The following is a 25076-nucleotide window of genomic DNA, read 5'->3' on the forward strand; positions in this document are numbered from 1 at the left end:
GTTATGGTAGAAGTTCTGGATGCACGAAAACAACAGGTTCTCGAAAAGGGTAAGGACGCCTACGCCCTGGAGTGCGAGAAGGCCAGTACCGCAGGCTCGGTGAGCCAACGGGCCTGCGTCTTCTGCGGTTCGCGGGTGGTACTCTATCCCATTGCGGACGCCCTGCACCTTATCCACGGCCCCATCGGCTGCGCCGCCTATACCTGGGAATTACGGGGCAGTCTTTCCAGCGGTCCGGAACTTCACCGTTTAAGTTTTTCTACGGACCTGCGGGAAAACGATGTGATCTATGGCGGAGAGAAAAAACTCTACGCCGCTCTTACGGAGCTGATTCAAACCTATCAGCCCAAAGCAGCTTTTGTGTACTGTACCTGCATCATCGGTCTTATCGGTGACGATGTGGAAGCGGTGTGCGTTAAGGTGCAGAAGGAACAGGGTATTCAGGTTATTCCGGTCCACTCCGAAGGGTTCAGGGGAACAAAGAAGGATGGTTATAAGGCGGCCTGCGAAGCGGCCTATAAATTGATCGGCAAGGACGATATTACACCCGTTTCTGAATACAGTATTAATATTCTTGGTGAATTCAACCTCGCTGGGGAAACATGGATCATAAAGGATTACTACCGGCGCATGGGAGTAGAAGTGACCGCCTGTTTAACCGGTGACGGACGGGTAGGGGAACTTGCCAAGGCCCACCGGGCAAAACTCAACGTGGTCCAGTGTTCAGGTTCCATGACGTATCTCGCCAAGATGATGCAGGAAAAATATGGCATACCCTTTATTCGGGTGTCCTATTTTGGTATTGAAGATATGACCAAGGCTCTTTATGATGTTTCTGATTTTTTCAAAAATGAAAAAATCCAACGAAACACCGAAGAACTGGTAAAGGAAGAGGTATCCGCTTTACTCCCCAATCTTACCCAATACCGTAAGGATCTTGAGGGTAAAAAAGCCGGTATCTATGTGGGCGGATCATTTAAGGCCTTCTCCATGGTAAAAGCCCTGCGCCATCTGGGAATGGAAACCGTAGTTGTAGGCTCTCAGACCGGCTCACCGGAGGATTACGAATACCTCAAGGAAATTACCAATGAGGGAACCATCATCCTGGATGATACCAATCCCCTGGAACTTTCGGGATTTATTCTTGAGAAAGGCGCGGACCTCCTAATCGGCGGTGTCAAGGAACGGCCTATCGCGTACAAGATGGGTATCGGTTTTTGCGACCACAACCACGAACGGAAGGAAGCCCTTGCAGGTTACGCAGGGATGCTAAACTTCGCCAAAGAAGTACACTCCACAGTAACGAGCCCGGTGTGGAAATACTCACCCGCCCGAATCAAGGCGGTTAAAGACACGGCGGCTAAAGCCGCACAGGAATTCCCCTCATGACCACAACTCCTCATTCCTCACCCCTCACTTCTTCCTCATTTACTTCAACCCGAAATGCCTGTAAGCTCTGTTCCCCCTTGGGCGCCTGTCTGGTTATGCGCGGCATTGAAGACTGTATTCCCCTGATCCATGGATCCCAGGGATGTTCTACCTACATACGCCGTTACGGGATCAGCCACTTCCGGGAGCCCATTGATATTGCTTCATCAAATTTTGTAGAAGCCACGGCAATCTTCGGCGGCAGGGAGAACCTCTTTACTGCGCTGGACAATGTAAGCCGTTCATACAAGCCCGCCGCTATAGGCATTACCTCCACCTGTCTTTCGGAAACCATCGGGGAGAATGTCCCGATGTACCTTAAGCAGTACGAGGCGGAACGGGCAAAGGGGCTGCGGAACAACGCCGGCTTGAATCCGGTTATTTTTTACGCATCTACCCCAAGCTACCGGGGTACCCATATGGATGGCTTCCACGAGGCTATTTATGCGGCGGTTTCCACGCTGGTTAAGCCGGGGAAGGAAATTGAAAAAGATGAAGAAGGGAGAATAAATCTGATTTCAGGCTTTGTCTCTGCGGAAGACATCAGGGAACTTCATAGTATCCTCCAATCATTCCGAATTCCTTATACGCTGATTCCCGATTATTCGGAAAGTCTGGACGGCGGCTCCTGGGAAACGTATCAGAAGCTTCCCGCGGGCGGAACCACATTGAAAGACATAAGATCGATGGGGGAGGCCGCAGGAACGGTGTACCTGGGCATAGCCCCGGGCAAAAATGATGCGGGAAAGTGGCTGGAGGATTTCTGCGCCGTGCCCCTGCATCAGGTGGAATTGCCCATCGGTATCGAAAACAGTGATGCTTTTTTTGCTGTCCTATCGGAAATTACCGGAGAGGAGATTCCCGATAACTGGACTAAACAGCGGCAGCGATTAATCGACGCCTACATCGACGGTCACAAGTACGTGAACGGCAAGCGGGCGCTTATCTATGGTGAAGAAGATTTTGTTGTGGGGCTTGTCTCGTTCCTTGATGAGATCGGGGTCATCCCGGTGATTGCCGCAACCGGCGCCGAATCAACTACCCCTAAGGGTAAACCGGCGGGCAGCGCGAATCTCCGGGAGCGGATCAATAACAGTCTGCGAAACACACGGCAGAAAATTGAAATAATGGACGATGCGGATTTTGTAACCATGCTGGAAAAAGCAAAGGATTTGGAACCGGATTTTATTATGGGTCACAGCAAGGGGCTCTACCTTTCCCGTGAACTGGGGATACCCCTGGTGCGCTGCGGTTTCCCGATCCACGACCGGATCGGCGGACAGCGTATCCTCCACCTGGGTTACCGGGGAACCCTGAACCTCTTTGACCTTATCTGCAACTCCCTGATGGAGGCTAAGCAGAATCAATTTGACAAGGGGTATACATACCTATGACAGACAACCAAAACCATCGTAAGCTGATGCAGCATCCCTGCTTCAGCAGTGAAGCGCGGCACAGTACCGGACGGATTCATTTACCGGTGGCGGCAAAGTGTAATATCCAATGCAACTTTTGTAACCGCAAGTACAACTGCGTTAACGAAAGCCGGCCCGGTGTGACCAGCGCTATCCTCTCTCCGTTTCAGGCTCTTGACTATCTCAAATCGGTACTGAAGATCGTAGACAATATTTCTGTCATCGGTATAGCAGGTCCGGGGGACCCATTCGCCAATCCCGGGGAAACCCTGGCTACCATGGAACTGGTACAGAAAAACTATCCGGATAAGATTCTCTGCCTTGCCACAAACGGACTGGCCCTTGCCGATTACGGGGATCGCCTGGCTACTCTCAATATCTCCCATGTAACTATCACCATGAACGCCGTCGATCCCGCCATCGGCGCGAAGATCTATCCCTGGGTCCGTTTCGGCCCCCATGTCTACCGCGGCATTACCGGCGCGGATCTCCTGTTCCAGCAGCAGAGCGCGGCTATCAAGGTTCTTAAGTCCCTTGGCATCATCGTAAAGATCAACACCGTGATAATCCCCGGCATCAACGATAAACATGCTGCCGAAGTGGCCGCCTATACGGCCGCTCTGGGTGCGGATGTGCAGAACTGTATCCCCATGATGCACGTTGAAGAAACGGCCTTTGAAAATCTTCCCGTTCCTACGGCGGAATCAATGGCCGCTGTCCGGCTTGAAGCGGGGAAATATATCGAGCAGATGTCCCACTGCGCCCGCTGCCGGGCCGATGCCGCAGGTTGCCTGGGGGATAGCAATTCAGTGGAAATAGAAAAATTGTTAAAGGATGCGAAGATACTACGTCCTACGGCGGAACGACCCTACGTAGCGGTGGGTTCCATGGAAGGCCTCTTTGTGAACCGCCATCTGGGGGAGGCAACCCATCTGTTTATCTTCGCCCTGGAAAACAACTGCCTGGTCCTCAAGGGGCAGCGTCCCACCCCGGCGCCCGGCGGTGGAGACAAGCGTTGGGAGGCATTGGCTGCTAGCCTTGAAGACTGCGCAGCGATACTGGTGAGCAATTGCGGTGAAAACCCAAAACGGATATTGGAAAAAAATGGTCTTGCCGTTATCGCCGGTGAAGGGCTTATTGCCGATATTGCGCGGCCCCTGCTTGAAGGAAAAGAGATACCGAAAATATTTACCCTAAGCCCAGGACTTTGCGGCGCAGGAACTTCCTGCGGCAACAAAGGCCAGGGTTGCGGCGCGTAGATTAGAATATGGAGGAAGAAAAATGACGAAACCTAAGCATCATGTTTTTGTGTGCGGGTCCTTCCGGGCCAACGGGACCCCCCAGGGGGTTTGTAACAAAGGTGGTTCCATGCAGCTCATGCAGTACCTGGAGGAAGAATTGGCCGACCGGGGCATGGCGGATGTCAGTGTCTCCAGCACCGGCTGCCTCAAGGTCTGCGATCGGGGGCCCGCCCTGATAGTTTATCCTGAAAACTGGTGGTTCGGCCACATTGACAGCGAGGAGGCTATCGACGCGGTGATCGACTCCATCGAAAGCGGAAAACCTTCAGCGGAGCATGTGATCGCCTGATATACGGGCGGGGGGCATACACCTATCGATTTGCGTTAATTACGTCAAGGCAGCACCGGATCAACAGCAGGGCGGGTGAGGTTCCGGTCCGCTCTATTGCATAGAGTTTTTCTTCTCCGGCAGTCCCGGTAGTGGTGATCTCCGTATAAAGATGTACCCGGTCCCCGTATCCGTTCAGGACGGTTTGCCGAAAACCGAGGCTGTCCGCATGGATACTACGCAGCGTTGCCAACGTTGCCTCCGCCGCGGTTGCTCCTTCTCCGGTAAGTTCCTGCTCCGGTTCGCGGCTGCCATAGGCCGCCACAGCCGCGTTGATCCGTACCCGTGACGCCGTACCGTCATCGGTAAGGGTTTCTGAAAAAGCCCGGCATACCAAAGGCTTCGGTACATCCGGCGGCAGTAGTTTCATATCGGAGATCAGGCATAAAAATTCTGTAATGCCCAGGGTCCCGCTAAAGGCTTCATCCTTGAGATGGGCACAGATCCGGGCCAGGACTGTGTCATCAAGCTCCAAAGCGCAGAATCGCCGCGCTAAAAGCGCCACCCCGGACTGACCTGAATGACGGGATAATACGATCCGTTCCGGCACGGCGCTCCAGCGTTCCAAAAGCGCAGGGGAATAGGTTTCGGCGTTTTTCATAAGGCCCTGCTGATGTATGCCGGAACCGTGGGCACGGGTATTCCAGCCGCACAGGGGCTTCATGGGGGAAAGACCTGACCCCATTGCTTCCGAACTAAGCCGTATCAGTGCGCCCAGTTTTTCAGGCAGTATTCCTGTGGTAGTTCGATGCAGTTCCGGTCTGGCGGCCAGGTTGGCAGCCAGTTCTTCCAGGGCGGCGTTTCCCGCACGTTCCCCCAAACCCATAACCGATACCTCTGCCTGACCGCAGCCCGCTTCAAGGGCCGCCAGGGTATTGGCACAGGCAAGGCCAAGGTCGTTGTGGCAGTGGACACTGAGGATTGGCCCGCTGCCAGTAGCGTCGGAGTTCAGCCGGGGGATTTTTTTGTGCAGAAAAAGTATCAAGTCCCGGATTTCTTCGGGGGCGAAAAGGCCAAGGGTGTCGGCAATGTTGATGATATGCGCACCCGCATCCAGGGCAGTTTCGCAGTATTCCCGCAGGAAAGTCCGGTCGGCGCGGCTTGCGTCTTCGGCGCCCATCTCCACCCGGGAAACCAGGCCGGCCGCGAAGGATACCGTTTCCCGGACCATGGCGAGAATTTCTGTTTCCGTTTTTTGTAGTTTTGCGGTGATATGAATATTACTGACCGGCAGGGAAAGGTGCAATACTCCGGGGACGCCTCCCGCAAAAACCTCTGCACTCCTTCGGATCTCCTCCGGAATACAGCGGCACATTACTGCGGTACGGCCCGCCAGCTCACAGGCGGCTTGGCGGCATACCGCAAAATCTGACTGGTTTGAAAGGGGAAACCCGGTTTCGATGATATCAACGCCGGCCGCCGCCAAAGCCCGGGCCATGTTCAGTTTATGTGCCGGTGTAAAGGCAAAGCCCGCCGCCTGATCCCCCTCCCGCAGGGTGGTATCGAAAACGGTGATCCGCCGGAATGGTTTGGCGGGACTATTCACCAAGTTCCTGTCCCGCCATCTGTGCAACCCGGTCGATGGCGTCCACAAACCGGGGCACATCATCCAGCTCAGGTTTAATAATAGTAAAATCGTATATTGAACATATTGACTGAAGGGAATCAAAGTATAGAAGGGATTTTTCCAGATCGGGCGGCAAGATTATAAAGGCCCGCGATTCTTCCACAAAATCGAGCATAGTATGGTTCTGCGGCAGCAACCCCCGGTGGGTAAAGATGGCCATAAAGTACTTCTCAATTCCCATGGCGGCTATGTTCTGTATCAACACGGGAGTAAAGACCTCCGGCCGCTTTAAACCGCTCAGTACCGTCCGGTGAAACCCCTGCCCGTCCTCAAAAAATTGTTTCCAGTCCTGTTTTTGTTCTTTCATAAAATGATTCTACCGATTCTATCCTATTTTGTCAATTCATGCTCAGTCATCGTAGGAATATTTTGTTAATATAACTAAAACTGCTGAAAACGATTTTGATAAAATCATTTCATATATCGCAGAAGATAATCCAAGAAATGTACTTGAAATATCTAATAAGCTAAAAAACAAAAATAGAATCATTACATATTTTTTTCAATCGGGGGATATTGGAGCTTGCTCCGCGAATTTTCATTTTCTACATCAGTTTAAGATCTCCGAATAGCTCCTGTATCCGCCTTTGGAAATTTTTCGGCAAAGGCGCTTCCAGATGCGGGGGCATTTCAGGAAAACTTTGTTCGGGGAGGTCCAGGGTCCAGGCGTGGAGAAGAAACCCAGCTTGTTGGCCGCTGCCTCCGTACTTGCGATCCCCCGCCAGGGGGTGGCCGTGGGCTGCGGCTTGGGCGCGGATCTGGTGGGTCCGTCCGGTATCTATTTCCAGTCTTGCCAGGGTGGTCTTGGCCATTGTCGATTGGGTCAGGGGATATACCCGTGTCCGGGCGTCTTTGAATCCGTCTTCCCCGGTTTCGGCGTCCCTATGACCGGCGGACGCATTTTGCAACGGAGTTTTCTGCGCATTTTGCAACGAAGTTTCCCGCGCAGTAAAACTCTTTCCCAGTTCACGGTCCCGTATCAGGGTATCCTCCCAGGTTTCATCCCGGTCCAGTAGACCGTCAAGCAGGGCTAAGTAGGTTTTACTGATACGCCGTTCCCGCAGCAGGGCGCTGAAATTCCGCGCGCCCTCAATACTTGTGGAAAAGACAATGATCCCGCTGGTGGGTCTGTCCAGGCGGTGAAGGGGGCCGGGCGTAAAGGAAAGGGAAGGGGAGATTTTTCCCGCAAGATAGGCCTGTACCGCTTCCTCCAGGCTATCCGGACCGTGAACCGTCAGTCCCGCCGGCTTGTTCAGGACCAGGAGCCCCGCAGCTTCCCGGAGTACCTCCAGGTCCGGCGGTTTTTTCGCCGGGGTAGTGGTCTCAGCCTTGACCGGGGCGGTATTAGCGCCGGTATCGGGCGGGATAATCGGGACCCGTATCGCCGCGCCGGTCCGTACCCGGTCGGCGGGCTTACCCGGGACGCCGTCTACCAGAATACGGCGCTTCCGTAAAAGGCTGTGGATGGCGGAGAGGGGTATATCCGGCAGGGCTTTACGCAGTATCCGGTCTAAACGGCGGCCATCATCGTCGGCGGCAGCGGTAAGGGTCAAGAACTGGGTCATGAAGAAGCATACCGTCTTCCGGTGATAATATCCAGGAGCCCCAGGATCCCGGTCAGTTTTCCTACATTTACTTTTTGATAACCCAAATTCCTTTAAAAATGCTATTTTTGAAGGAATTTCTACCGCAAAGTCGAAAAAGTCGAAAAAGGAAAAAACCTCTTTTCTCCTTCCCTCTTCGCCTTTGCGCGCCTTTGCGGTTAAAAATCTTCAAATCCCGGTTCGTACTTCCCTATTTGACAAAGGGAACCCTTTTAATACAAAATAGGATATCGTACACGCAAAGGAAAATCATGACCGTCAAGGAAATTGCCGAACTTGCAGGGGTCTCAATCGGGACCGTTGACCGGGTGCTTTACAAGCGGGGCCGGGTGTCGGCGGAAACAAAGGCCAAGATTGAGACAATTATAGAGCGGTACCAGTTTACCCCTAACCCCATAGCAAGGCGGCTCAAGCGAAACCGGGCTTACCATTTTTGTGCACTTTTGCCGCAGCGGGACCAGGATGCGGGCTATTGGAGCCAGATCCTGTCAGGAATTGAGGAAGCCGCCATTGAGATTGCCCCCCTGGGGGTGGAAATGGAAATCATCGAGTTTGACCGATATAGTCAGGAAAAATTTCAGGCCGCCGCCGCCGCCATTCTGGAAAAGAAGCCCGATGGGTTCATCTTTTCGCCCATCATGCCCGACCGGGCCGGTCCGTTTGTCAAGGAAATGCAGCAGGCAGGTATACCCTGTATATTCGTTGACGCAAAGCTGCCCGGTACGGACCCTCTCTGTACTATCGGACAGGACTCCCTGCGCGGGGGCTATCTTGCGGGCAGGCTGATGCATCTTTTTGCCGGGAAGATCACTAAGCCTGTGGCGGTTCTGGATCTCCATGGAGAGGATTATCATATTATCCAGCGGACGGATGGTTTTTTACGATACGCCGGGGAACACGGGTTTCCCACCCTGGTGAAGGAATATTCCGGTTATATGGGGACCGAAATTTCGGTGGAGGAAATCAGCCGTTTTCTTCGGGAAAACTCGGAACTGACGGGTATCTTTATAACCAATAGTATGGCCCACCGGGTTGCCCAGGCCGCAAAGGAACGTAAAAAACCGAGGGATTTTTTGCTCATCGGATATGATCTTGTTCCCAATAACCATTTGTCCCTGCGTGAAGGCTGGATCGACGCCATCATCTCCCAACACCCCGAATATCAGGGCCGGGAGGCGTTGCTGAACCTGTACCGGCATATCGTATTGGAACAACAGATACCCCAAAAGGTCGAAATCCCCCTGGATATGTACATAAAAGAAAACATCCCTTTATAGACAAAAAACACATTTTGTACGAAATTTGTTGACAGAATAGAAGTTCTTAGAATATAATGTGAACGTACACGCAAATTATATTCTACAAATTATTATGGAGGAAACGAATGAGATTTTCAAAGAAAGTGTTGTTTTTCGGTTTGGTCCTGGCAGCTGTGGCCGGGGCTTTATTGGTCAGTTGCAGCAAGAAGAGTGACGCCGCTGCAGGCAAGGGCCTTGTCGGTGTGATTATGCCCACCCGATCGGAGGAACGCTGGATTAAAGACGGCAACGCCGTTAAGGAAGGGTTGGAAAAACTCGGCTATACGGTAAACTTGCAGTTCTCGGATGATGATATCCCCACGCAAACCCGCCAGATTGACGACCTGATTACCAGGGGTGTAAAAGTTCTGGTTATCGCATCCATTGATGGGTCGGCGCTTTCCAATCAGCTTGCCAATGCCGCAGCTAACAAGATTCCTGTTATCGCGTATGACCGGCTTTTAATGAAATCCCCCAATGTGGACTACTATGTGTCCTTCGACAATTATAAAGTCGGCGGACAGATGGGAGATATTCTGATACGGGGTCTCAAACTGGATCAGGCGACCACTGCAAAACCGGTTATTATTGAATTGTTCGCAGGATCACCGGACGACAATAACTCTGTCGGATTTTATCAGGGTGCAATGGATAATCTGAAGCCCTACTTTGATAAGGCGGTGCTTAAAGTACCTTCCGGCCAGATCGAACGAACGGTAGTTGGTACTCTGCGCTGGGATGCTGCGGAAGCTCAAAAACGCATGGAGAATCTGCTCTCCGCATACTATTCGGGTAATGAGGTACTTAACGGCATTTTGTCCCCCTATGATCCCATCAGCCTGTCCTGCCTCGAAGCCTGTAAAGCTGTTGGTTATGGCAGTACCCCCGGCAAGCCCCTTCCGGTGGTGGGCGGTCAGGACTGCATAGTCGCTTCCTGTAAGTCCATCCTTGCCGGGGAGCAATACGCGACCGTACTGAAGGACACCCGTTCTCTGGGCGCCGCCACGGTTGAACTGGTAGATACCCTTTTGCAGGGAAAGACCCCCACAGGTCTTGATACCTCAAGCTACAACAACGGATCAAAAATAGTTCCTTCGCTCCTGCTTGATTCCGTTATTGTTACCAAGGACAATCTTAAAACCGCCGTCATTGATACCGGTTATATCTCCGCTTCGGAGCTTGGCCTGTAGTTGCATTAGTAATTGACCACGAAGTCGAAAAAGAAAGATACGAATTTATGACCATATCTTTACTTATCCGCCTTTGTGGTCAAAATTTTTATGTTTTGGAACTGTTCTAAGGAGTGATTTATGTCAGAGCAAGCTGTTTTGCAAACAGAATGTCTGCTTGAAATGAAAAACATCACAAAAGCTTTTCCCGGAGTAAAAGCTCTGGATAACGTAAATCTCCGGGTTAGGCAGTGCGAGATACATGCTCTTGTGGGAGAAAACGGCGCGGGAAAATCCACCTTGATGAATATTCTGTCCGGGGTGTATCCCTACGGTTCCTATGATGGTGACATTATATTTGAGGGCAAGACTTGCGCCTATACCAATATTAAACAAAGTGAAAAAGCCGGTATCGTAATTATCCATCAGGAACTGGCCCTTAGCCCATACCTTTCCATAGCGGAGAATATTTTTTTGGGGGATGAGTGGGCGAAATTCAATATTATAAACTGGGACAAAACACGCGATAATGCGCTCATATATATGCGGAAATTGGGTCTGGATGAAAACCCCAATATGCCGGTGAACAAGCTGGGGGTGGGCAAACAGCAGCTCGTGGAAATTGCTAAAGCTCTGGCCAAGGATGCAAAAATTCTCATTCTGGATGAACCAACCGCAGCGCTCAACGAAAAGGACAGCGAACATTTATTACAGATTCTACGGGAACTTCGGGACCTGCATAATATTTCCTCGGTGCTGATCACCCATAAACTGAATGAAGTTGCGGCGGTAGCCGATACCATAACTATTCTGCGGGACGGTAAAACCATCGAAACCCTGCAGGTGGAACGGGATGCAGCCGGAAAAGCCTCCATTAGTGAAGACCGGATTATTAAGGGCATGGTGGGCAGGGAAATTACCGACCGCTTCCCCGGGCGGAACAATCCAATCGGCGATGTTGTGTTTGAAGTGAAGGATTGGACGGTCTATAATCCCGACAACCCCGATCAAAAGAAGCTGGACAATGTAAACCTTACCGTACGCGCCGGAGAAGTAGTGGGCCTGGCCGGCCTTGTGGGAGCGGGGCGTACCGAATTGGCTACCAGTATTTTCGGTAAATATTACGGGGATAATATCAGCGGCAAAACCCTGATTAACGGCAAAGAAGTGAACCTGAATTCAATTCCCAAGGCGATTGAAAGCGGCCTTGCGTACGTGACCGAAGACCGGAAGGAATTCGGCCTGGTGATGATGGCGAGCATTAAAGAAAATACTACCCTGGCAAAACTGAAAAAAATTGCCAAGGGCAATATTATTGACGAACATGAGGAGATTGTGGCGGCGGAGGAGTACCGTAAAAAGCTCAATACAAAAACACCGTCAATATTACAGCTTGCGGGGAACCTTTCCGGGGGCAACCAGCAAAAGGTGGTATTGGCAAAGTGGCTCTTCTCGGACCCTGCGGTCCTCATTTTGGACGAGCCGACCAGGGGTATTGATGTGGGCGCCAAGCATGAAATCTATATGATTATAAATAATTTGGCCGCCCAGGGCATAGCCTGTGTGCTTATATCCAGCGAAATGCCGGAGATTATCGGCATGAGCGATCGTATCTATGTGATGAGCGAAGGACGGATCACGGGCGAACTTCCCGGCAGGACTGCGACCCAGGAAGAAATCATGCGCCATATTTTATCTAACTGACCATTTTGGGGGACATAATGAATACTTTATTTGCGATTTTGAAAAAAAATGCCCGGCAATACGGCATGATTATTGCGTTGGCGGTAGCAATGATACTGTTCGGCATCCTGACAAACGGTATTTTCTTCCGGCCCGTGAACCTGACTAACCTTGTGCTGCAGAATAGTTACGTGCTTATCCTCGCGGTAGGTATGCTGCTCTGTACCCTTACCGGTAATGTTGACCTTTCCGTGGGGTCCGTTGTCTGTTTCGTTGGAGCGGTGTGCGGGGTGATGATAGTGGATTTGCAAATGAATCCGTATCTGGTCATGTTCCTCGCCCTGCTCATCGGGGCGGTCATCGGTATGTGGCAGGGTTTCTGGATTGCCTTTGTGCATGTCCCCCCTTTCATCGCAACCCTGGCAGGAATGTTGGTATTCCGCGGATTGGGGCAGGTTATTATGCAGGGGCAGACCAAGGCGCCTTTTCCAAAAGAGTTCCAGGTGATAGCTTCCGGTTATATAAACGATCCCCTGGGGGGCCTTACTCTGGGCAGTACAACATTTCATTTTCTTTCCATTGTTATAGGATTGCTGATTATCGCGTTTATCATTGTAAGTGAGATCAAAAAACGCAAAAAGCAGAAGGAGTATAATTTTGATGTGCTGCCCGGCGGTATTTGGATAGCTAAAGTAACGGCCATAGCCCTCGTGCTTATGGTATTTACCGTTGTTTTTGCACTCTACCGGGGGTTTCCGAATATTTTGATTGTTTTAGGCGTTCTTATCATCGGGTATCAGTTTGTTACATCAAAAACGGTACAGGGCCGTCATATTTATGCCCTGGGCGGTAATGCAAAGGCGGCAAAGCTTTCTGGTGTTAAAACTAATTGGGTGATGTTTTGGATATACACCAACATGGCGATTCTTGCTTCTGTGGCCGCCATAGTTTTTGTCGCCCGCCTTAATGCGGCAACCCCGAAGGCGGGGCAAAACTTTGAGATGGATGCCATTGCGGCTTGTTATGTAGGCGGCTCGGCCGTATCCGGGGGTATCGGTACGATTATCGGAGCAGTGGTGGGCGGACTTTTTATCGGCGTTTTGAATAACGGTATGTCCATACTCGGTGTCAGTACCGATTGGCAGCAGGCGATTAAGGGTCTTGTACTCCTGGCCGCAGTTGCCTTTGATCTTTCCTCCAAAGCGAGAAGTACCAAGTGAGGTTCCGTCCCTTGTACCCTGCGCGGAATGCCCTTGACTTTTATCAAAACCTGGGCAATGGTTAACAAATAATGTCCGTGGCAATGTCGATTCGATCAGAATCAGTCAAGGCTTTTATCGAAAACCCCATAGTTTTGTCGACGGTTACCAGTTGGTTTCTTGCCCAGGTGGTTAAGGCGGCGATAATGCTGCTTAAGACGAACCGGAAAAGCGGCAGGGAGATTCTCGCAACCATTGCATGGCGTACCGGCGGGATGCCCTCAAGCCATGCGGCCCTGGTTTCGGCTATGACGACATCGGTTGGTCTGAACCAGGGCTTGCAATCTAATTTGTTTGCGGTTGCTTTTTTCATATCCCTCATTATTATGAGGGATGCCATGGGGGTTCGCCGTTCCTCGGGGTTACAGGCTAAATCCCTCAACTCCCTGGGGCGGAATATGGAAGAACGGATGGGCTTTGAGTATCATCCGGTAAAGGAAGTGCAGGGACATGCCCCCCTGGAAGTGATAATTGGGGCCCTCCTGGGCATATTTATAGCAGCGGCGTATGCATATCTGTAGGTTTTTTTAGTCCATGCCCTTTTTGAAATCCCTATTTATTTCAATAATCGTTTCCCTGGTATCCGGTGTCCTGCTATTCCTCCTCTGCTACGGACCCCTGGCCCGGAATTCTTCTTCCAGTCTAAAGGGTGGTGTCCGGAGGGACGGATATGCCGTGCTGACCCTGGACGATTCCTATTCTGACCGGTTTATTCAAGGGCTTTTGACCAAAGGCGGGGTTAAAAATCTTATCGGAGAGTCCACCCAATGGGTATTTCTGGATGATTTTGGGGAATTGAAAAGGATTCCCCTGGATACCTATTCGGACAGAGTCGAGTCCTTTGATCCCCGGAACGACGGTTACGCGGAACATCTTCGTTCCTTCTTTGTTTTCCGGGGGGATCGGCGGCTTTTTATCTCCCTCAGGGGAAATTTTGGGGATCTTGAAGGGCGGATCAAGGCTGCCCTGGGAGATATCCCCTTTTCACTATCGGTCCTGACGCCTCCCAAGTCTGTTTTGCTGCCCGGTATACTTTTTATTGTCGCATCAGTTTTTACCCTCCTGTTTTCCGGAGATCTTCTTTTTACCTTCCTTTTTCTCCCCCTCTGGGCGGTTCTGGCGGGGCTGGGTGTCCCGGGTTTTGCAATGACGGCGGTTCTTGCCGGCCTTTTCCGGCTTCTCAGCGAACCGGTACGGGAATATTTTATTTCCCGGCGTTATGGGAAACCCGCCCTTGGAACCCTGGCCTCCAAGGAAACCTGGATACTCTCCGCTCTGTTTCTTCTTGCCCTGGGGTTTATCGCAGTTTTTGGGGCCCTTCCCCTGCTAAGCGTCATCATGGGATTGTTTTTTTTCCTGGTTATTCTCTGCTTCTCCATCCGGACCGAAACCTATCGTGGGGTCCGTCAGGGACATATCCGTTTTCTGCCGGTACAGATAAGCGGTATTACCCGGCGGCCTTCCGGGTATTCCCGAATTATGTTTCCCTTTACCCTGGCTGCCCTGGTCCTCCTGTTCCTGCCAATGCTTTTTCCCGGGAATTTCACCGGTAATTCCGCTCCGGCGGCGTCCCGGGTATGGACCGGGTGGAAAGGTCCGGAGGCTCCAACCGCAGAAATGTACCGGGAACATATCGGATTTCAGCGGGTATTTTCACTTATGCCCCTTGGTTCGGAAGGATCACAAGCGTACCTGCGGTACTCCCTGGATGAAGATGGGCTCATTGACGGCAATAATTCCAGGGAAATTGTAAGCGAAGATCCTATGGAAATCCCCCCCTTCCCCCTGGAAGGGCTGATAGATTTTCTTAACAATTACTCTTATACTGGTTCAGATTTCGTTCCGTCCCATTCAGGGGGGCTTATTTGCCTATTAATTGCCTTAGGTCTGTGTATTCCCCTAATCTATCAGGATAAACGGGGACATAGAATGAGTGGGATGCTTGCTATGTATATAAATAAACAAATCGCTGCGTAATCTGCGGTTTGAAAGGGATAGATGATAACAAGAACCAAGGTATATACATTTCCCCGTGGGGGGATACATTTTGAGGACCCTTCGGCGCCTTCCCGGGATACCTGTGTTACCGCCTTTTTACCGGCCCTTTCGATTTTTCCCCTGGTCCACCATACGGGGAGCAGGGCCTTGCCGGTGGTTTCCGTTGGGGATTCGGTAAAAGAGGGGATGCTCATAGGGCAGGCCCGGGATCCGGGTTCGGCGAATATCCACGCCGCAGTGCCCGGGAAAGTGATACGTACCGTTTCCTGGAAGATGATCGAAGGGCATACCAACGAAGCTCTGGTGATACGCCTGGAGGGAACCTTTGATAAGTTAGGCCGCCGGGAGGAGATTTTCCCCTGGTTAGGACTTACCCCCGCGGCGCTTCAATCGCTTATTTCGGAATACGGGATAGTTGCCATGGAAAGTTCCGGTCTTCCGGCATCGGAACTGATTGCCTCCTTTCAGGCCCAGGGAGGGCCCCGTACCATGGTGGTCCGTTGTGTTTTTGACGACCCCTGGCTTGCGGCGGATTACGTACTTTGCCGGGAACGGCTTAAAGCGGTGGTGGAGGGGAGTGTTATTGCCGCCCGCGCCGCTCTGGCTGAACGGATTGTTTATGCGGTTTCTGAAAAAGAGCAAAAACTGGGGGATCTTTTTCTCGCGGAAGCTTCGGCTTTTGATATCCCTGCCTCGGTTGCAATAGTAGGTTCCCGCTATCCCCAGCGGAACCGGCGGGAACTGGAACTGGTGCTGCGGATCTACGCCAAAAGGGAAAGCTTTGATTTGGGAAACATCCTGCTGCTGGGGCCTGCCACCCTGGCGGCAATCCACGATGCGGTAAAGATGAGACGGCCAATTCTGGACCGGTATGTGGCGATCGGCGGTTCCGCAGTAAAAAAACCCCAGATAATGAAGGTACGGATCGGCGCCCGGATAGGGGATCTTTTTGAGGAATGCGGCGGATTTATCGGTACGCCAAAACGGATAGCCACCGGTTCTCCCATCCTGGGCCGTGTGGTGCAGGATCTGGATGAACCGGTTATAAAAACTACCTATGCGGTTTTTGCCCTTCTGGAGGATCGGACCGGGGACGGCAAGGTCCGGAACTGTATCAGCTGCGGGGAATGCCGTGCCGTATGCCCCGTGGGGTTGGATCCGGAGGAGCTCTTTAAGGCCGCAGAAAATACTGCTCCCGATGCGGTCATGGGGAGCTACGGCCCAGTCATGGCGGGCCGCTGCCATGGATGCGGTTGCTGCGATGTGTTTTGTCCTTCCCGGCTGCCGCTCAGTACGGTTATTACCAACTATGCGCGGGAAATTTCTTTGCAAGGGGAGTCCTAATTTGCCGGTGAACAATACTATCAGATCCCATGGGCCATCTCCCCAGCGGGTGCTTTTTCAAAAACCTCAGGTAAATCTGGCCTGTTCCAGTTCGACCCGGATGTGGATGATGAGTGTTTGTGCGGGGCTGGCAATTCTGCAATCCTCAATGACCGATTCCTTTGCTTCCCTGTTCATTGCCCTTTCGGCGGTGGCCGGGGCATTGCTTACCGAATTACTAATCGATGACATATCCCTGAGGCGTTTTCTCCGTAGCGGCGGCGGCCCGGAAAAAGGCCTGGCTGGGGTGTACCGGGACGGCAGCGCCGTTGCTTCAGCCTTAATTTTGACCCTGCTTCTGCCCAATCAGATTAATCCCCTTTTGGCTTTCATCGGTTCCATGTTCGCCATGGCGGTGGTTAAGCATAGTTTCGGCGGCCTTGGATGCAACTGGGTTAATCCCGCATTAGGGGCATGGCTCTTTATCCGAATCGGCTGGCCGGGGGCTTTCGCCGATGCCCTGAAGGATTCTTCCCTTGCTGTCCCCGGAACCTTGGCGTCTGCTATTTTCGAGCAAGAAACACTGGATACATTTTGGACCCCCTTACTTAACAAAACAATTTTTTCTCTCACCTCTTCTGAGCTGCCCGGAGGATATACGGATCTCCTGGTTTATTCCGGGCCGGGGATTATCGCGGAACGGGGACTTTTAGGCCTCCTTGTGGGCACGATTATCATTACCGCCTGCCAGGTAAACCGTTCCTGGATTTCCTTCTCCTATCTTGGAGTCTATTGCCTCCTCATCAGGGCTTTTGGAGCCTTTCCCCTTGGGGGAGTTTTGGGTGGTGGGGATATGCTCTTCGGTCTTCTTTCCGGGGGTACCCTGGTGGCGGCTTTCATCCTGGCTGCGGATCCTGCAACGGGGCCCAAGTCCCGTATCGGGGTGTTAATCGTCACTGTCCTGAGCGGCGTCCTAAGTTTTGTATTCCGTTACTGGGGCTTTGAACCTTATGGAGCTTTCTTTGCGATTGTTCTGCTCAATGCCCTGGTGCCCCTATTCCGTTACTTTGAAACCCAGTTTTTTTATGCCGGTACTTCCAGCCTCTTCTCCCGAACCGAGGGTTCTTCTTCCCGCGGAGGTGTCCATGTTCGGCCTTGATTCCAAGCTAGTCTCCGGAAGGCTTAAGGGACTGGGGATCTTTCTGGGGTGGATTGCCGGGTTGTTTCTTATCGCCGGCCTTACCTGGTTCCTTACCCGCCCGGTACGGACAAGGATTATTATTCGGAATATCAATATCACCCTCCGTAATATGGAGGAAGTTCGGCAGTTAGAGGCGCCCTTTACGGCGGATAAATCGGTACCCCGGTGGAAAGCGGGAAAGGCTGCCCAATTGGGAAGCTGGTATTCCCTGTACAACACTGACGAGAAGGCGGTGGTCTTTTCAATTATGGCGGAGGGACTTCTGGCCCCCTATGTGATTTTTGTTTCCCCCCAGGGCGAGATGGGACAGCCCATACCCCTTGGCGCCCATTCCGCCCAGATCCTGGACCGGCTGCCTCAGGGAATTCTTCAAGCCTATATCAATCGCCTGACAGCGGGGGAAGCCATACTGAGGGGGAGAAAATGATTAATCGTACCCAATCCCACCTGTTCTGGGGAACCAATGCGCCCCTTTCCACCCTGATCTGCGCAGGGCTTATGATCATGGCCACAAGCCGCCTGGCCTTTGCCCTCATCGTTGGGGGGGCGCTTATCTGGACCTACGGGTTGACGGTACTGATACTGGGTTTTGCAAAGCCCATACTTCCCCAAAAGGGGCGGGAAATAATCTGGGTCTTCCTGTCCAGCTTTCTGGGAAGCCTGTATCTCCTGCTCATTTATTTTGTCAGCCCCTTTTTGGCTATGGAGACCACCTTTTTGATACTCCTTGCCCCCCTGTCCTGTATCGGTTCCGGGGTATGCAGCCGTCTGGAAGGGTCTGATCCCAACGATTTTATCCTGAAGGTCCTCCTGGAAGCCCTGGTTTTGGCTGGGATACTTATCGCTCTGGCATTAATCCGGGAACCACTGGGTTTTGGTTCCTTTTCCCTTCCCGGTGGACCCCAGGGTATAGTGACGCTTGTCTCTTTTGGTTCCTCCCTTTATTTTCCCGTGCAGATTATCGCCGGTTCCTCCGGGGGGCTTCTGATCCTGGGCTATGGTTTGACCCTGTTTCGCCGGTTCAGAAACCGGTATACCAGCGCCGGGGAGGAACAATGACAACCCTCGGCGCTTTAGCTGTTCTTTCCGGCCTGACCTTGAACCTGTTGCTTCAGTTCGGCCTTGGTGTTTGTAGAATCATCGAATCCGAAGCTGCGGCCCCCCCTGTTTTGGAGTCCGAAAAGGAGTGGGGAAAGTTTTCTGTCCCCTTTTGGACTATACATTTTATATCGGTCCTGATCCTTTGGCTTTTTTTTACCTATGTACTAAGCCCTCCGGCCTTTGGTTTTTTAGAGTCCTTCCTGCTTTTTCCCGCTGCGGTATTGATCTCCATGATCCTGAAACTGGTTTTTGTTTATCTCTTCCCTGACGGAAAGTTTACCCAGGATAAGTCCGGCAGGACAAAGCGGGGACCCTTTAGCCCCTGGGAGCTCGCCGAAAGTACCGGCTTAAACCGTGGAGAACTCCCCCTGTCTTCCTACAACGGCCTGGTCCTGGCATCCTTGTTTCTGACCCTTCGTCTTGCGGTTTCCCTGGTGGAAGCCCTGGTGCTTTCCCTGGGCTTTTCCTTAGGCTGCCTTGCATCGACGCTGATCCTTCGGGAAATCAGTAAGCGTTCTTCCCTGGAAGCGGTGCCCGGGACTTTCCGGGGCTCCCCGTTAATGCTTATCTCCATGGGGCTGCTTTCTCTGATTTTTTCCTCCGTCTCGGCTATATTTCTGAGAGCCCTGGGATTTTTTTAAAGTACGCTTTTCATGACGGGAAAAGTAGTTTACTATAAGCGGTAAATGAAAGACAGGCTGAGTATTGTTTTAGGTTCCCATAATCATATCCCCTATGGCGCCGGTGATGATGAGGGTGAGTATCTTTATACTACCCGGCTAAAACCCTTTATTCAGACCCTGAACCAGTATCCCGGAATTCCCGTGGTTCTTCATTATTCCGGGATTCTTCTTAACTGGTTGGAGGGTAACCATCCCGAATTACTCATGGTCCTGGGGGATTTAATTTCCCGTAAGCAGGTCGAGATCCTTGGGGGCGGTTTTTATGAGCCCATGATGCCCCTGCTTCCCCAAACAGATAAGATTGGGCAGATTGAAATGCTCACCGCCTATCTCCGGAAGAAATTCGGCAAACGACCTCAGGGTTGCTGGATTCCCGAAGCGGCCTGGGAGCAGCAACTGGTGGGTATCCTCAACACCTGCGGCATGAACTATACCTTCCTGGAAGAGGAACACTTTATTTCCGCAGGGCTTTCCGGTCTTGCCCTCTACGCCCCCTGTATCAGCGAGAACCAGGGGAAGATCACCACCGTCTTTCCCCTATCGGCCCGTCTGTGTACGGCCTTTGCCGCCCACGATGCAGTATCGGTACTGGAAAACCTTCTGAAGGAATTTTCGCCGTCGGCTTTACCGGAAACGTCGCCCGGGGCTCTGCTTACGGTTTTTCCGGAACAGCTTTACACGGAGGATCCCGGGGAATCTCCGGAGGCCAGTTACAATCGTTTTTTTGAAGCCATCTCCCGTTTTTCCTCCGACTTTGCATTCACCACCCCGGGAAAATTTTATAAAACCCAGGGGCAGCTTAAAAAAGCGTATTTTCCCGGGGATCAGGAACGAAAATTTTTGATTAACTACCCCGAATCCAACGGTATTTACGCGAAGATGATGTTTACCCATACCCTTATCAACCAACTGCGGGGGGACAAATCCCGGAAGCAGAACGCCAGGGAGGAGCTTTGGAAGACCCAGGGTTATGCACTTTTCTGCGACACCGAAACCGGCGGTATCCACCGGGCTTTCTTACGGAAAGCGGTTTACAAAGCCCTTTTGGGTGCAGAGAAGATCTGCCGGAACCAGGGCAAATTTACCCCCTCTCTTTTAGCCTTTGACTTTGACCTTGACGGCTGCCCCGAATATCTCTTCCAGGATCGGAATATCAACTGTTATGTTAAAAGCGTCGGGGCCAGTATCTTTGAGCTTGATTATCTTCCCAAAACCTGGAACTACCTGGATACCTTTTCCGGGGCTCCCTACCGGAGGACCGCCTTTGCGGATCACCTGACTCTCCCGGAGTATTCCTTCAAGGATGCTTCGCTGCAAGTAGCAGATCTTCGGTCCGAGGAGGATCGGTTTTCCGGGACCCGTTTCTGCGGAAAGGAAAGCTACGAACTTGTTGATATGGATCGATCCCACGGAAGGGCCTGTTTCCACCTCCCCACCAGGAAACATTCCGCCCAAGGCGGACTCTATCTGGATTCGATTGAAATAGAAAAGCTGTATCTCCTCAAGCAGGATACCCTCAGTGTGCACTACACCCTGATCAACTGCGGAAAATCCCCGGCGGCCTTTAAATTTATCCCCCGGATAGATCTTTCTTTTTCCGGTGATGGGGAGGAACTGCTCAAGGTTTTTCGTTCCCATGCCCAGGATCCCGAGCCGGCGATTCACGAAGGTGCGGAGATAAATAATATCCGGGGCATTGAATTTCGGGACATAAAAAACGAGCTTACCCTGAGTCTTACGGCGGACCGGGACTTCGACGGCTGGATCCTTCCCATTCGTACCCGGATGGAAATACGAGGCGTTGAGACAAATCAGTATCAGTCAACGTGTTTCATGCCGGTTCTGGTATTAAACCTTGGTCCCGATGAACGTTGGGAAACTGAGTTTAAGTTGAATATATCGCATTGATACTTTTTCGGATCTGTCGGCAAAGACGGGCGGGGGGAGGGGCATCCCCCCGCCCGCCGGTGTCACAGTACGAGAAGGCGCCAAACGATGTTTATAAAGCGCAGTATTTCTAACAAGGGGAGTATGCGTATTCGCTTGCATAGCATTAGTACGGGTTTTATTTTTTTCTTTCTTTTTTTCCTTTGTGTGCCTTCGCGGTCGAATTTTTCTTCAAAGATGGCGCCATTTTTAAGGAAAATCGGGTGATTAAAAAGTAAGGGCAATAGCTGTCATTATTTGAAGAAGTTATTGACAAATTTTTCATAAGGATTATAATATTTTCATGCTTCAGACGGCCAAAATAGCAGAAAACGGCTCACGGCTCACGGCTCACGGCTCATATTATACTTTAGCAAATAGACGACATGTCAAGTATCCCACACATAAATTTCCACTTTTAAAGAAAAATCAGACCGCAAAGAAGTATTTAAGGGAACAGGTCCTCTTTTCCTGTACCTCCTGTTTTGCGGGTAAAATCCTTCAAATCTCAGCTATTGGCAATGCTCCCGTGGTCGGTATTGGTGTTGGTCCCATAACAAAGGCGTTATCCGCTTATGCGGTTAGACATAGCAAATTTGTCGGCGGGACAGTATCCGGCAATACCGCCGAATTAATAGGCGGCGGTGTGTTTGTCCAGAGCGATAATGCAGGCGCCAGCACATTCACTATGTCGGGCGCCGCAAGCACCGCCATTTCCGGCAATGAAGCAGCATACGGCGGCGGCGTCGGTATTCTAAAAGGCAGCTTTAGCAAAACCGGCGGCGCTATTACCGGGAATACCGCAGCGAGTCCTACGGCGGCGGTTTTTGTTCTCGTTAATGAGGACTTAGACGGCACTGTTGGATACCGGGATACCAACGCCGGAGTAGGTGACAATATCACCGTAACATGGGACGGCAGCAGTTACACAGCAATATCCGGCGTAAATTTACCCTGAGTGGAAGGGTGAACGCAGGGGACAGACACTGTTTTTGTAAAGCGTGGACTTTGTATCGAACCTCCAGTTCGCCGCAAAGTCCACGTAGTCTCCCATAAAAGCATTGAGCCCATGTCCCACCCATAAGACGCATAAGGAGGGGAAGCGAATGAGCCTTCTCTCTCCTTCCTTTTTTGCCTTCCGCTCCTTTGCGGTTCGTTATTCTTCACCGTCATAACCAATAATTTTGATGTCTTCGGGGATACGCTTGACAAGGGATATAAGTATGGTATTATAGGAATGGTAAGTCAAAAAGCCTACCCAAAGACTGCTGTATGGCGGTCTAACGCTGGAAAATTTACTGGCAAGGAGTACAAAGTCTATGAAGACGTGTCTTGAAAAGTTAAAGAATAATACCGTATTGTTTACCCCCCCCCCCGCAATTTCCCCTTTGATCTAACCCTTTTCCCCCTGCTTCTCGGTCTCATGCTGGCATTCACCCTAATCGGGTGCGGTGATGGCGCCGGCGGCGGCAAAGATCCCACGGTTACCAGTGTAAGCGTCGATCCCGCAACCGTAAATGTTACCAAGGGCGAAACTAAAGCCTTTATCGCAACAGTTACCGGGACCAACGATCCTGCCCAAACCGTTACGTGGTCGGTTACCGGCGGTGTGGATGGCACTGGTTTTAGCGGGGCAACCCTTACCGTAGCCGCCAGTGAAACCGCCGCAAGCCTTACCGTTACCGCAACCTCCACGGTTGACACCAGTAAATCCGGCGCGGCTACCGTTACCGTAACAGACAGCGCCTACAACGTAACGTACAACGCTAATACCAGTGACAGCGGAACAGTGCCTGTTGATTCAAATTCGCCTTACCAAAGCGGCGGGACTGTAACAGTTTTGGATAATACAGGAACTCTGGCCAAAACTGATTATTCATTTGCAGGCTGGGACACAGCGGCGAACGGTTCAGGAACAAGTTATGCGGCAGGAGCGACATTTACTATTAGCGCAGATACCACTCTTTACGCCAAATGGAACTTTATTGTCACGTATTCATTAGGAGATACCGGTCCTGGCGGAGGAAAGATCATCTATATTGATCCGGCAGGCTTTATCATGGCCGATACTGGTTTACCGGCCCACTACCTTGAGGCCGCTCCTGTTAATCAAGGAACAGAACTTGCATGGGCCTCAGCGGCTTACGTAGAAACAGATATACCAGGAACAGGAGCAGATGGAGAAATAGGAGCGGAAGCAGAAATAGGAAAGGGTAGGCAAAATACAGCGCTTATTTTAGCTACGGATGCTGCCGCTCCTGCCGCCTTAGCCTGTAAAAATTACAGCGGCGGTGGTAAAACCGACTGGTTCCTTCCAAGCCTGGATGAGCTTAAGGAACTGTACAATCAAAGGAGCAGTCTCGGTATCGCGGATGATGGATTTTTCTGGTCTTCGTGCCAGAAGTGGTCCTGGGAAGGCCATAGTGAAAGCGCCCGGGGTCTGGTATTCATCACTGGCGAAGTTTCCAGCAACAGCAAAATCAATTATCTCAGTGGTAAAATTGTCTGGGCCTTACGGGCTTTTTAACCACAAAGGAGCGGAAGGCAAATAAGTATTTGGGGAAAATGTTCACTTTCCCCCTTCTTTTTTTGCCTTCTGCGCCCTCGCGGTTAGAAATTTCTTCGTGATAGGTAATCATGATTGATTTGTGGGTCAAGTTTCCTTGAGCCGGTTTTGGCTGCAGCGGAGTAGAATCCATTGACAATAAAATAAATATACAATAATCTATTAAAAAGGAAAACGGTGCAAGCGAAGATACTTGGTCAAGGTTCGGTGGAGGAATTCGTGTTCCCATAGGTATGTCATGGATTTTTAAGGAAATATAGTAGAATAACAATATGGAAAAGATCACGAACAACATCGAATATCAGGGACTTTTACGAAGGTACCATGGGTTGAAAGAAGAGATGAACAATCTCGACAAAGATAGAAGTCTTTTTGAATTTGCAATAATTTTAGATAGCGGCACAGAAATCCATCCGGACTACAATAATGTACTATCCAATTATAGGCATGAAAAACATAAAACGCTTGAACAGCTATTAGATATTTGCGCCCCGGTAGAAAATCCGGATTTAAAAAATAGGACCGATATCGTCTCACAAACTTGCGGTTTTTCCAAATGGGGATTTTATTTTTTGTGCATGTTTCCCGGATACGGTAAGTTAAAAGAGCTTTTGATGTCACAGCCGATCCCATATTACGAAAACAAAAGAGATTACTTCAAAGAACCTCTTAGAAAAGAATTATGGTCGGAAAAAGAAATATTTTTTTCTTGGCTGAAAAGTTCGTGTGAAAGTGATCAGTATCAGTTACGCGAAGCATCCTTTGACTTTTGTTTTACCGGCGAAAAATACTTATTGGAATAATAGAAAGTGAAGGTCCGCAAAGACCTTCCTCCATAGGGAACCGTCCCTGCGAAAAAGAACACGATGACAGACCTTCCCACAAAGGCCCCCTATAGACCCCCTAAGCGGCCCGGGAACGCACTCACACTAATGTTACCGTGGGTGAAAATGAAATAAATATCAGGGGGACCCTTTAGGTTATTCTTGACCCACAAATAAGAAAAAAGAAGAAAAACCGCAAAGTCGCAGAAGGCGAAGAAAACTACCGGGAATCCAAGAAAACCCATCCCCCCCTTCTTCTTCTTCTTTTTCGCCTTCTGCGCCTTCGCGGTTAGAAATTTCTTCATGATATGTAATCATAATTGATTTGTAGGTCAAGTTTCC

At 51.0% G+C, this 25076-nt stretch carries 23 protein-coding genes; 19 read left to right on the forward strand and 4 right to left on the reverse strand.

What is annotated here, in order from left to right:
* The first annotated feature begins 3 nt into the window (after window positions 1-3).
* Genes nifE through LQZ19_RS12910 form a run of 4 tightly spaced genes read left to right on the forward strand, consistent with a single transcriptional unit; the run spans window position 4 to window position 4433 of the window.
* Complete coding sequence (gene nifE / locus LQZ19_RS12895) at window positions 4-1389, forward strand: nitrogenase iron-molybdenum cofactor biosynthesis protein NifE (RefSeq protein WP_411048082.1); 1386 nt, start codon at window positions 4-6, stop codon at window positions 1387-1389.
* On the forward strand, window positions 1386-2822 hold the full coding sequence (locus LQZ19_RS12900) for a nitrogenase component 1 (RefSeq protein ID WP_411048083.1): 1437 nt from the start codon (window positions 1386-1388) through the stop codon (window positions 2820-2822). The genes nifE and LQZ19_RS12900 overlap by 4 nt, the downstream gene beginning before the upstream one ends.
* Window positions 2819-4102, forward strand: coding sequence for a radical SAM protein (locus tag LQZ19_RS12905; protein ID WP_411048084.1), 1284 nt, complete (start codon window positions 2819-2821; stop codon window positions 4100-4102). The genes LQZ19_RS12900 and LQZ19_RS12905 overlap by 4 nt, the downstream gene beginning before the upstream one ends.
* A gap of 22 nt (window positions 4103-4124) precedes the next feature.
* Window positions 4125-4433, forward strand: coding sequence for a (2Fe-2S) ferredoxin domain-containing protein (locus LQZ19_RS12910; protein ID WP_411048085.1), 309 nt, complete (start codon window positions 4125-4127; stop codon window positions 4431-4433).
* Window positions 4434-4455: 22 nt separating this feature from the next.
* Here LQZ19_RS12910 and LQZ19_RS12915 read toward each other — a convergent pair whose 3' ends face one another.
* The 3 genes from LQZ19_RS12915 to LQZ19_RS12925 form a co-directional block, all read right to left on the reverse strand.
* The gene (locus LQZ19_RS12915) at window positions 4456-6018 is read right to left on the reverse strand and encodes a LeuA family protein (RefSeq protein WP_411048086.1); all 1563 of its coding nucleotides are present in this window, start codon (window positions 6016-6018) and stop codon (window positions 4456-4458) included.
* Window positions 6011-6406, reverse strand: a complete 396-nt coding sequence (locus LQZ19_RS12920; RefSeq protein ID WP_411048087.1) for a hypothetical protein — start codon at window positions 6404-6406, stop codon at window positions 6011-6013. Before LQZ19_RS12920 ends, LQZ19_RS12915 begins: the two co-directional genes overlap by 8 nt.
* A gap of 238 nt (window positions 6407-6644) precedes the next feature.
* On the reverse strand, window positions 6645-7664 hold the full coding sequence (locus LQZ19_RS12925) for an RluA family pseudouridine synthase (RefSeq protein ID WP_411048088.1): 1020 nt from the start codon (window positions 7662-7664) through the stop codon (window positions 6645-6647).
* A 290-nt stretch (window positions 7665-7954) separates the two neighbouring features.
* Between LQZ19_RS12925 and LQZ19_RS12930 the strand changes: the two genes are divergently transcribed.
* The 15 genes from LQZ19_RS12930 (at window position 7955) to LQZ19_RS13000 (ending at window position 24713) form a co-directional block, all read left to right on the forward strand.
* On the forward strand, window positions 7955-8980 hold the full coding sequence (locus LQZ19_RS12930) for a LacI family DNA-binding transcriptional regulator (RefSeq protein WP_411048089.1): 1026 nt from the start codon (window positions 7955-7957) through the stop codon (window positions 8978-8980).
* 107 nt (window positions 8981-9087) lie between these two features.
* A complete protein-coding gene (locus tag LQZ19_RS12935) occupies window positions 9088-10191 on the forward strand; it encodes a substrate-binding domain-containing protein (RefSeq protein ID WP_411048090.1) in 1104 nt (367 codons plus the stop codon).
* Window positions 10192-10311: 120 nt separating this feature from the next.
* A complete protein-coding gene (locus LQZ19_RS12940) occupies window positions 10312-11874 on the forward strand; it encodes an ATP-binding cassette domain-containing protein (RefSeq protein WP_411048091.1) in 1563 nt (520 codons plus the stop codon).
* Window positions 11875-11891: 17 nt separating this feature from the next.
* A complete protein-coding gene (gene mmsB, locus LQZ19_RS12945; RefSeq protein WP_411048092.1) occupies window positions 11892-13073 on the forward strand; it encodes a multiple monosaccharide ABC transporter permease in 1182 nt (393 codons plus the stop codon).
* Window positions 13074-13156: 83 nt separating this feature from the next.
* Complete coding sequence (locus LQZ19_RS12950) at window positions 13157-13633, forward strand: divergent PAP2 family protein (protein WP_411048093.1); 477 nt, start codon at window positions 13157-13159, stop codon at window positions 13631-13633.
* 13 nt (window positions 13634-13646) lie between these two features.
* On the forward strand, window positions 13647-15089 hold the full coding sequence (locus tag LQZ19_RS12955; protein ID WP_411048094.1) for a hypothetical protein: 1443 nt from the start codon (window positions 13647-13649) through the stop codon (window positions 15087-15089).
* Between the two features lie 21 nt (window positions 15090-15110).
* Window positions 15111-16454 (forward strand): 4Fe-4S dicluster domain-containing protein, encoded by a 1344-nt coding sequence (locus LQZ19_RS12960; protein WP_411048095.1) that lies wholly within the window; start codon window positions 15111-15113, stop codon window positions 16452-16454.
* A 7-nt stretch (window positions 16455-16461) separates the two neighbouring features.
* A complete protein-coding gene (locus LQZ19_RS12965; protein WP_411048118.1) occupies window positions 16462-17592 on the forward strand; it encodes an RnfABCDGE type electron transport complex subunit D in 1131 nt (376 codons plus the stop codon).
* Window positions 17579-18061, forward strand: coding sequence for a hypothetical protein (locus tag LQZ19_RS12970; RefSeq protein WP_411048096.1), 483 nt, complete (start codon window positions 17579-17581; stop codon window positions 18059-18061). The genes LQZ19_RS12965 and LQZ19_RS12970 overlap by 14 nt, the downstream gene beginning before the upstream one ends.
* On the forward strand, window positions 18058-18693 hold the full coding sequence (locus LQZ19_RS12975; RefSeq protein ID WP_411048097.1) for a hypothetical protein: 636 nt from the start codon (window positions 18058-18060) through the stop codon (window positions 18691-18693). The genes LQZ19_RS12970 and LQZ19_RS12975 overlap by 4 nt, the downstream gene beginning before the upstream one ends.
* Window positions 18690-19376, forward strand: a complete 687-nt coding sequence (locus LQZ19_RS12980; protein WP_411048098.1) for a hypothetical protein — start codon at window positions 18690-18692, stop codon at window positions 19374-19376. Before LQZ19_RS12975 ends, LQZ19_RS12980 begins: the two co-directional genes overlap by 4 nt.
* Before the next feature lie 45 nt (window positions 19377-19421).
* Complete coding sequence (locus tag LQZ19_RS12985) at window positions 19422-21326, forward strand: alpha-amylase/4-alpha-glucanotransferase domain-containing protein (protein ID WP_411048099.1); 1905 nt, start codon at window positions 19422-19424, stop codon at window positions 21324-21326.
* 322 nt (window positions 21327-21648) lie between these two features.
* Complete coding sequence (locus LQZ19_RS12990) at window positions 21649-22302, forward strand: hypothetical protein (protein ID WP_411048100.1); 654 nt, start codon at window positions 21649-21651, stop codon at window positions 22300-22302.
* A gap of 465 nt (window positions 22303-22767) precedes the next feature.
* Window positions 22768-23871, forward strand: a complete 1104-nt coding sequence (locus LQZ19_RS12995; protein ID WP_411048101.1) for an InlB B-repeat-containing protein — start codon at window positions 22768-22770, stop codon at window positions 23869-23871.
* Window positions 23872-24182: 311 nt separating this feature from the next.
* Window positions 24183-24713, forward strand: a complete 531-nt coding sequence (locus tag LQZ19_RS13000) for a hypothetical protein (protein WP_411048102.1) — start codon at window positions 24183-24185, stop codon at window positions 24711-24713.
* A 177-nt stretch (window positions 24714-24890) separates the two neighbouring features.
* Here the strand turns inward: LQZ19_RS13000 and LQZ19_RS13005 are convergent, their stop codons facing one another.
* On the reverse strand, window positions 24891-25052 hold the full coding sequence (locus LQZ19_RS13005; protein WP_411048103.1) for a hypothetical protein: 162 nt from the start codon (window positions 25050-25052) through the stop codon (window positions 24891-24893).
* Between the last annotated feature and the right edge of the window lie 24 nt (window positions 25053-25076).

Origin of the sequence: Treponema primitia (assembly GCF_046533075.1) — a bacterium.
Taxonomy (GTDB): Bacteria; Spirochaetota; Spirochaetia; order Treponematales; family Breznakiellaceae; genus Termitinema; species Termitinema primitia_B.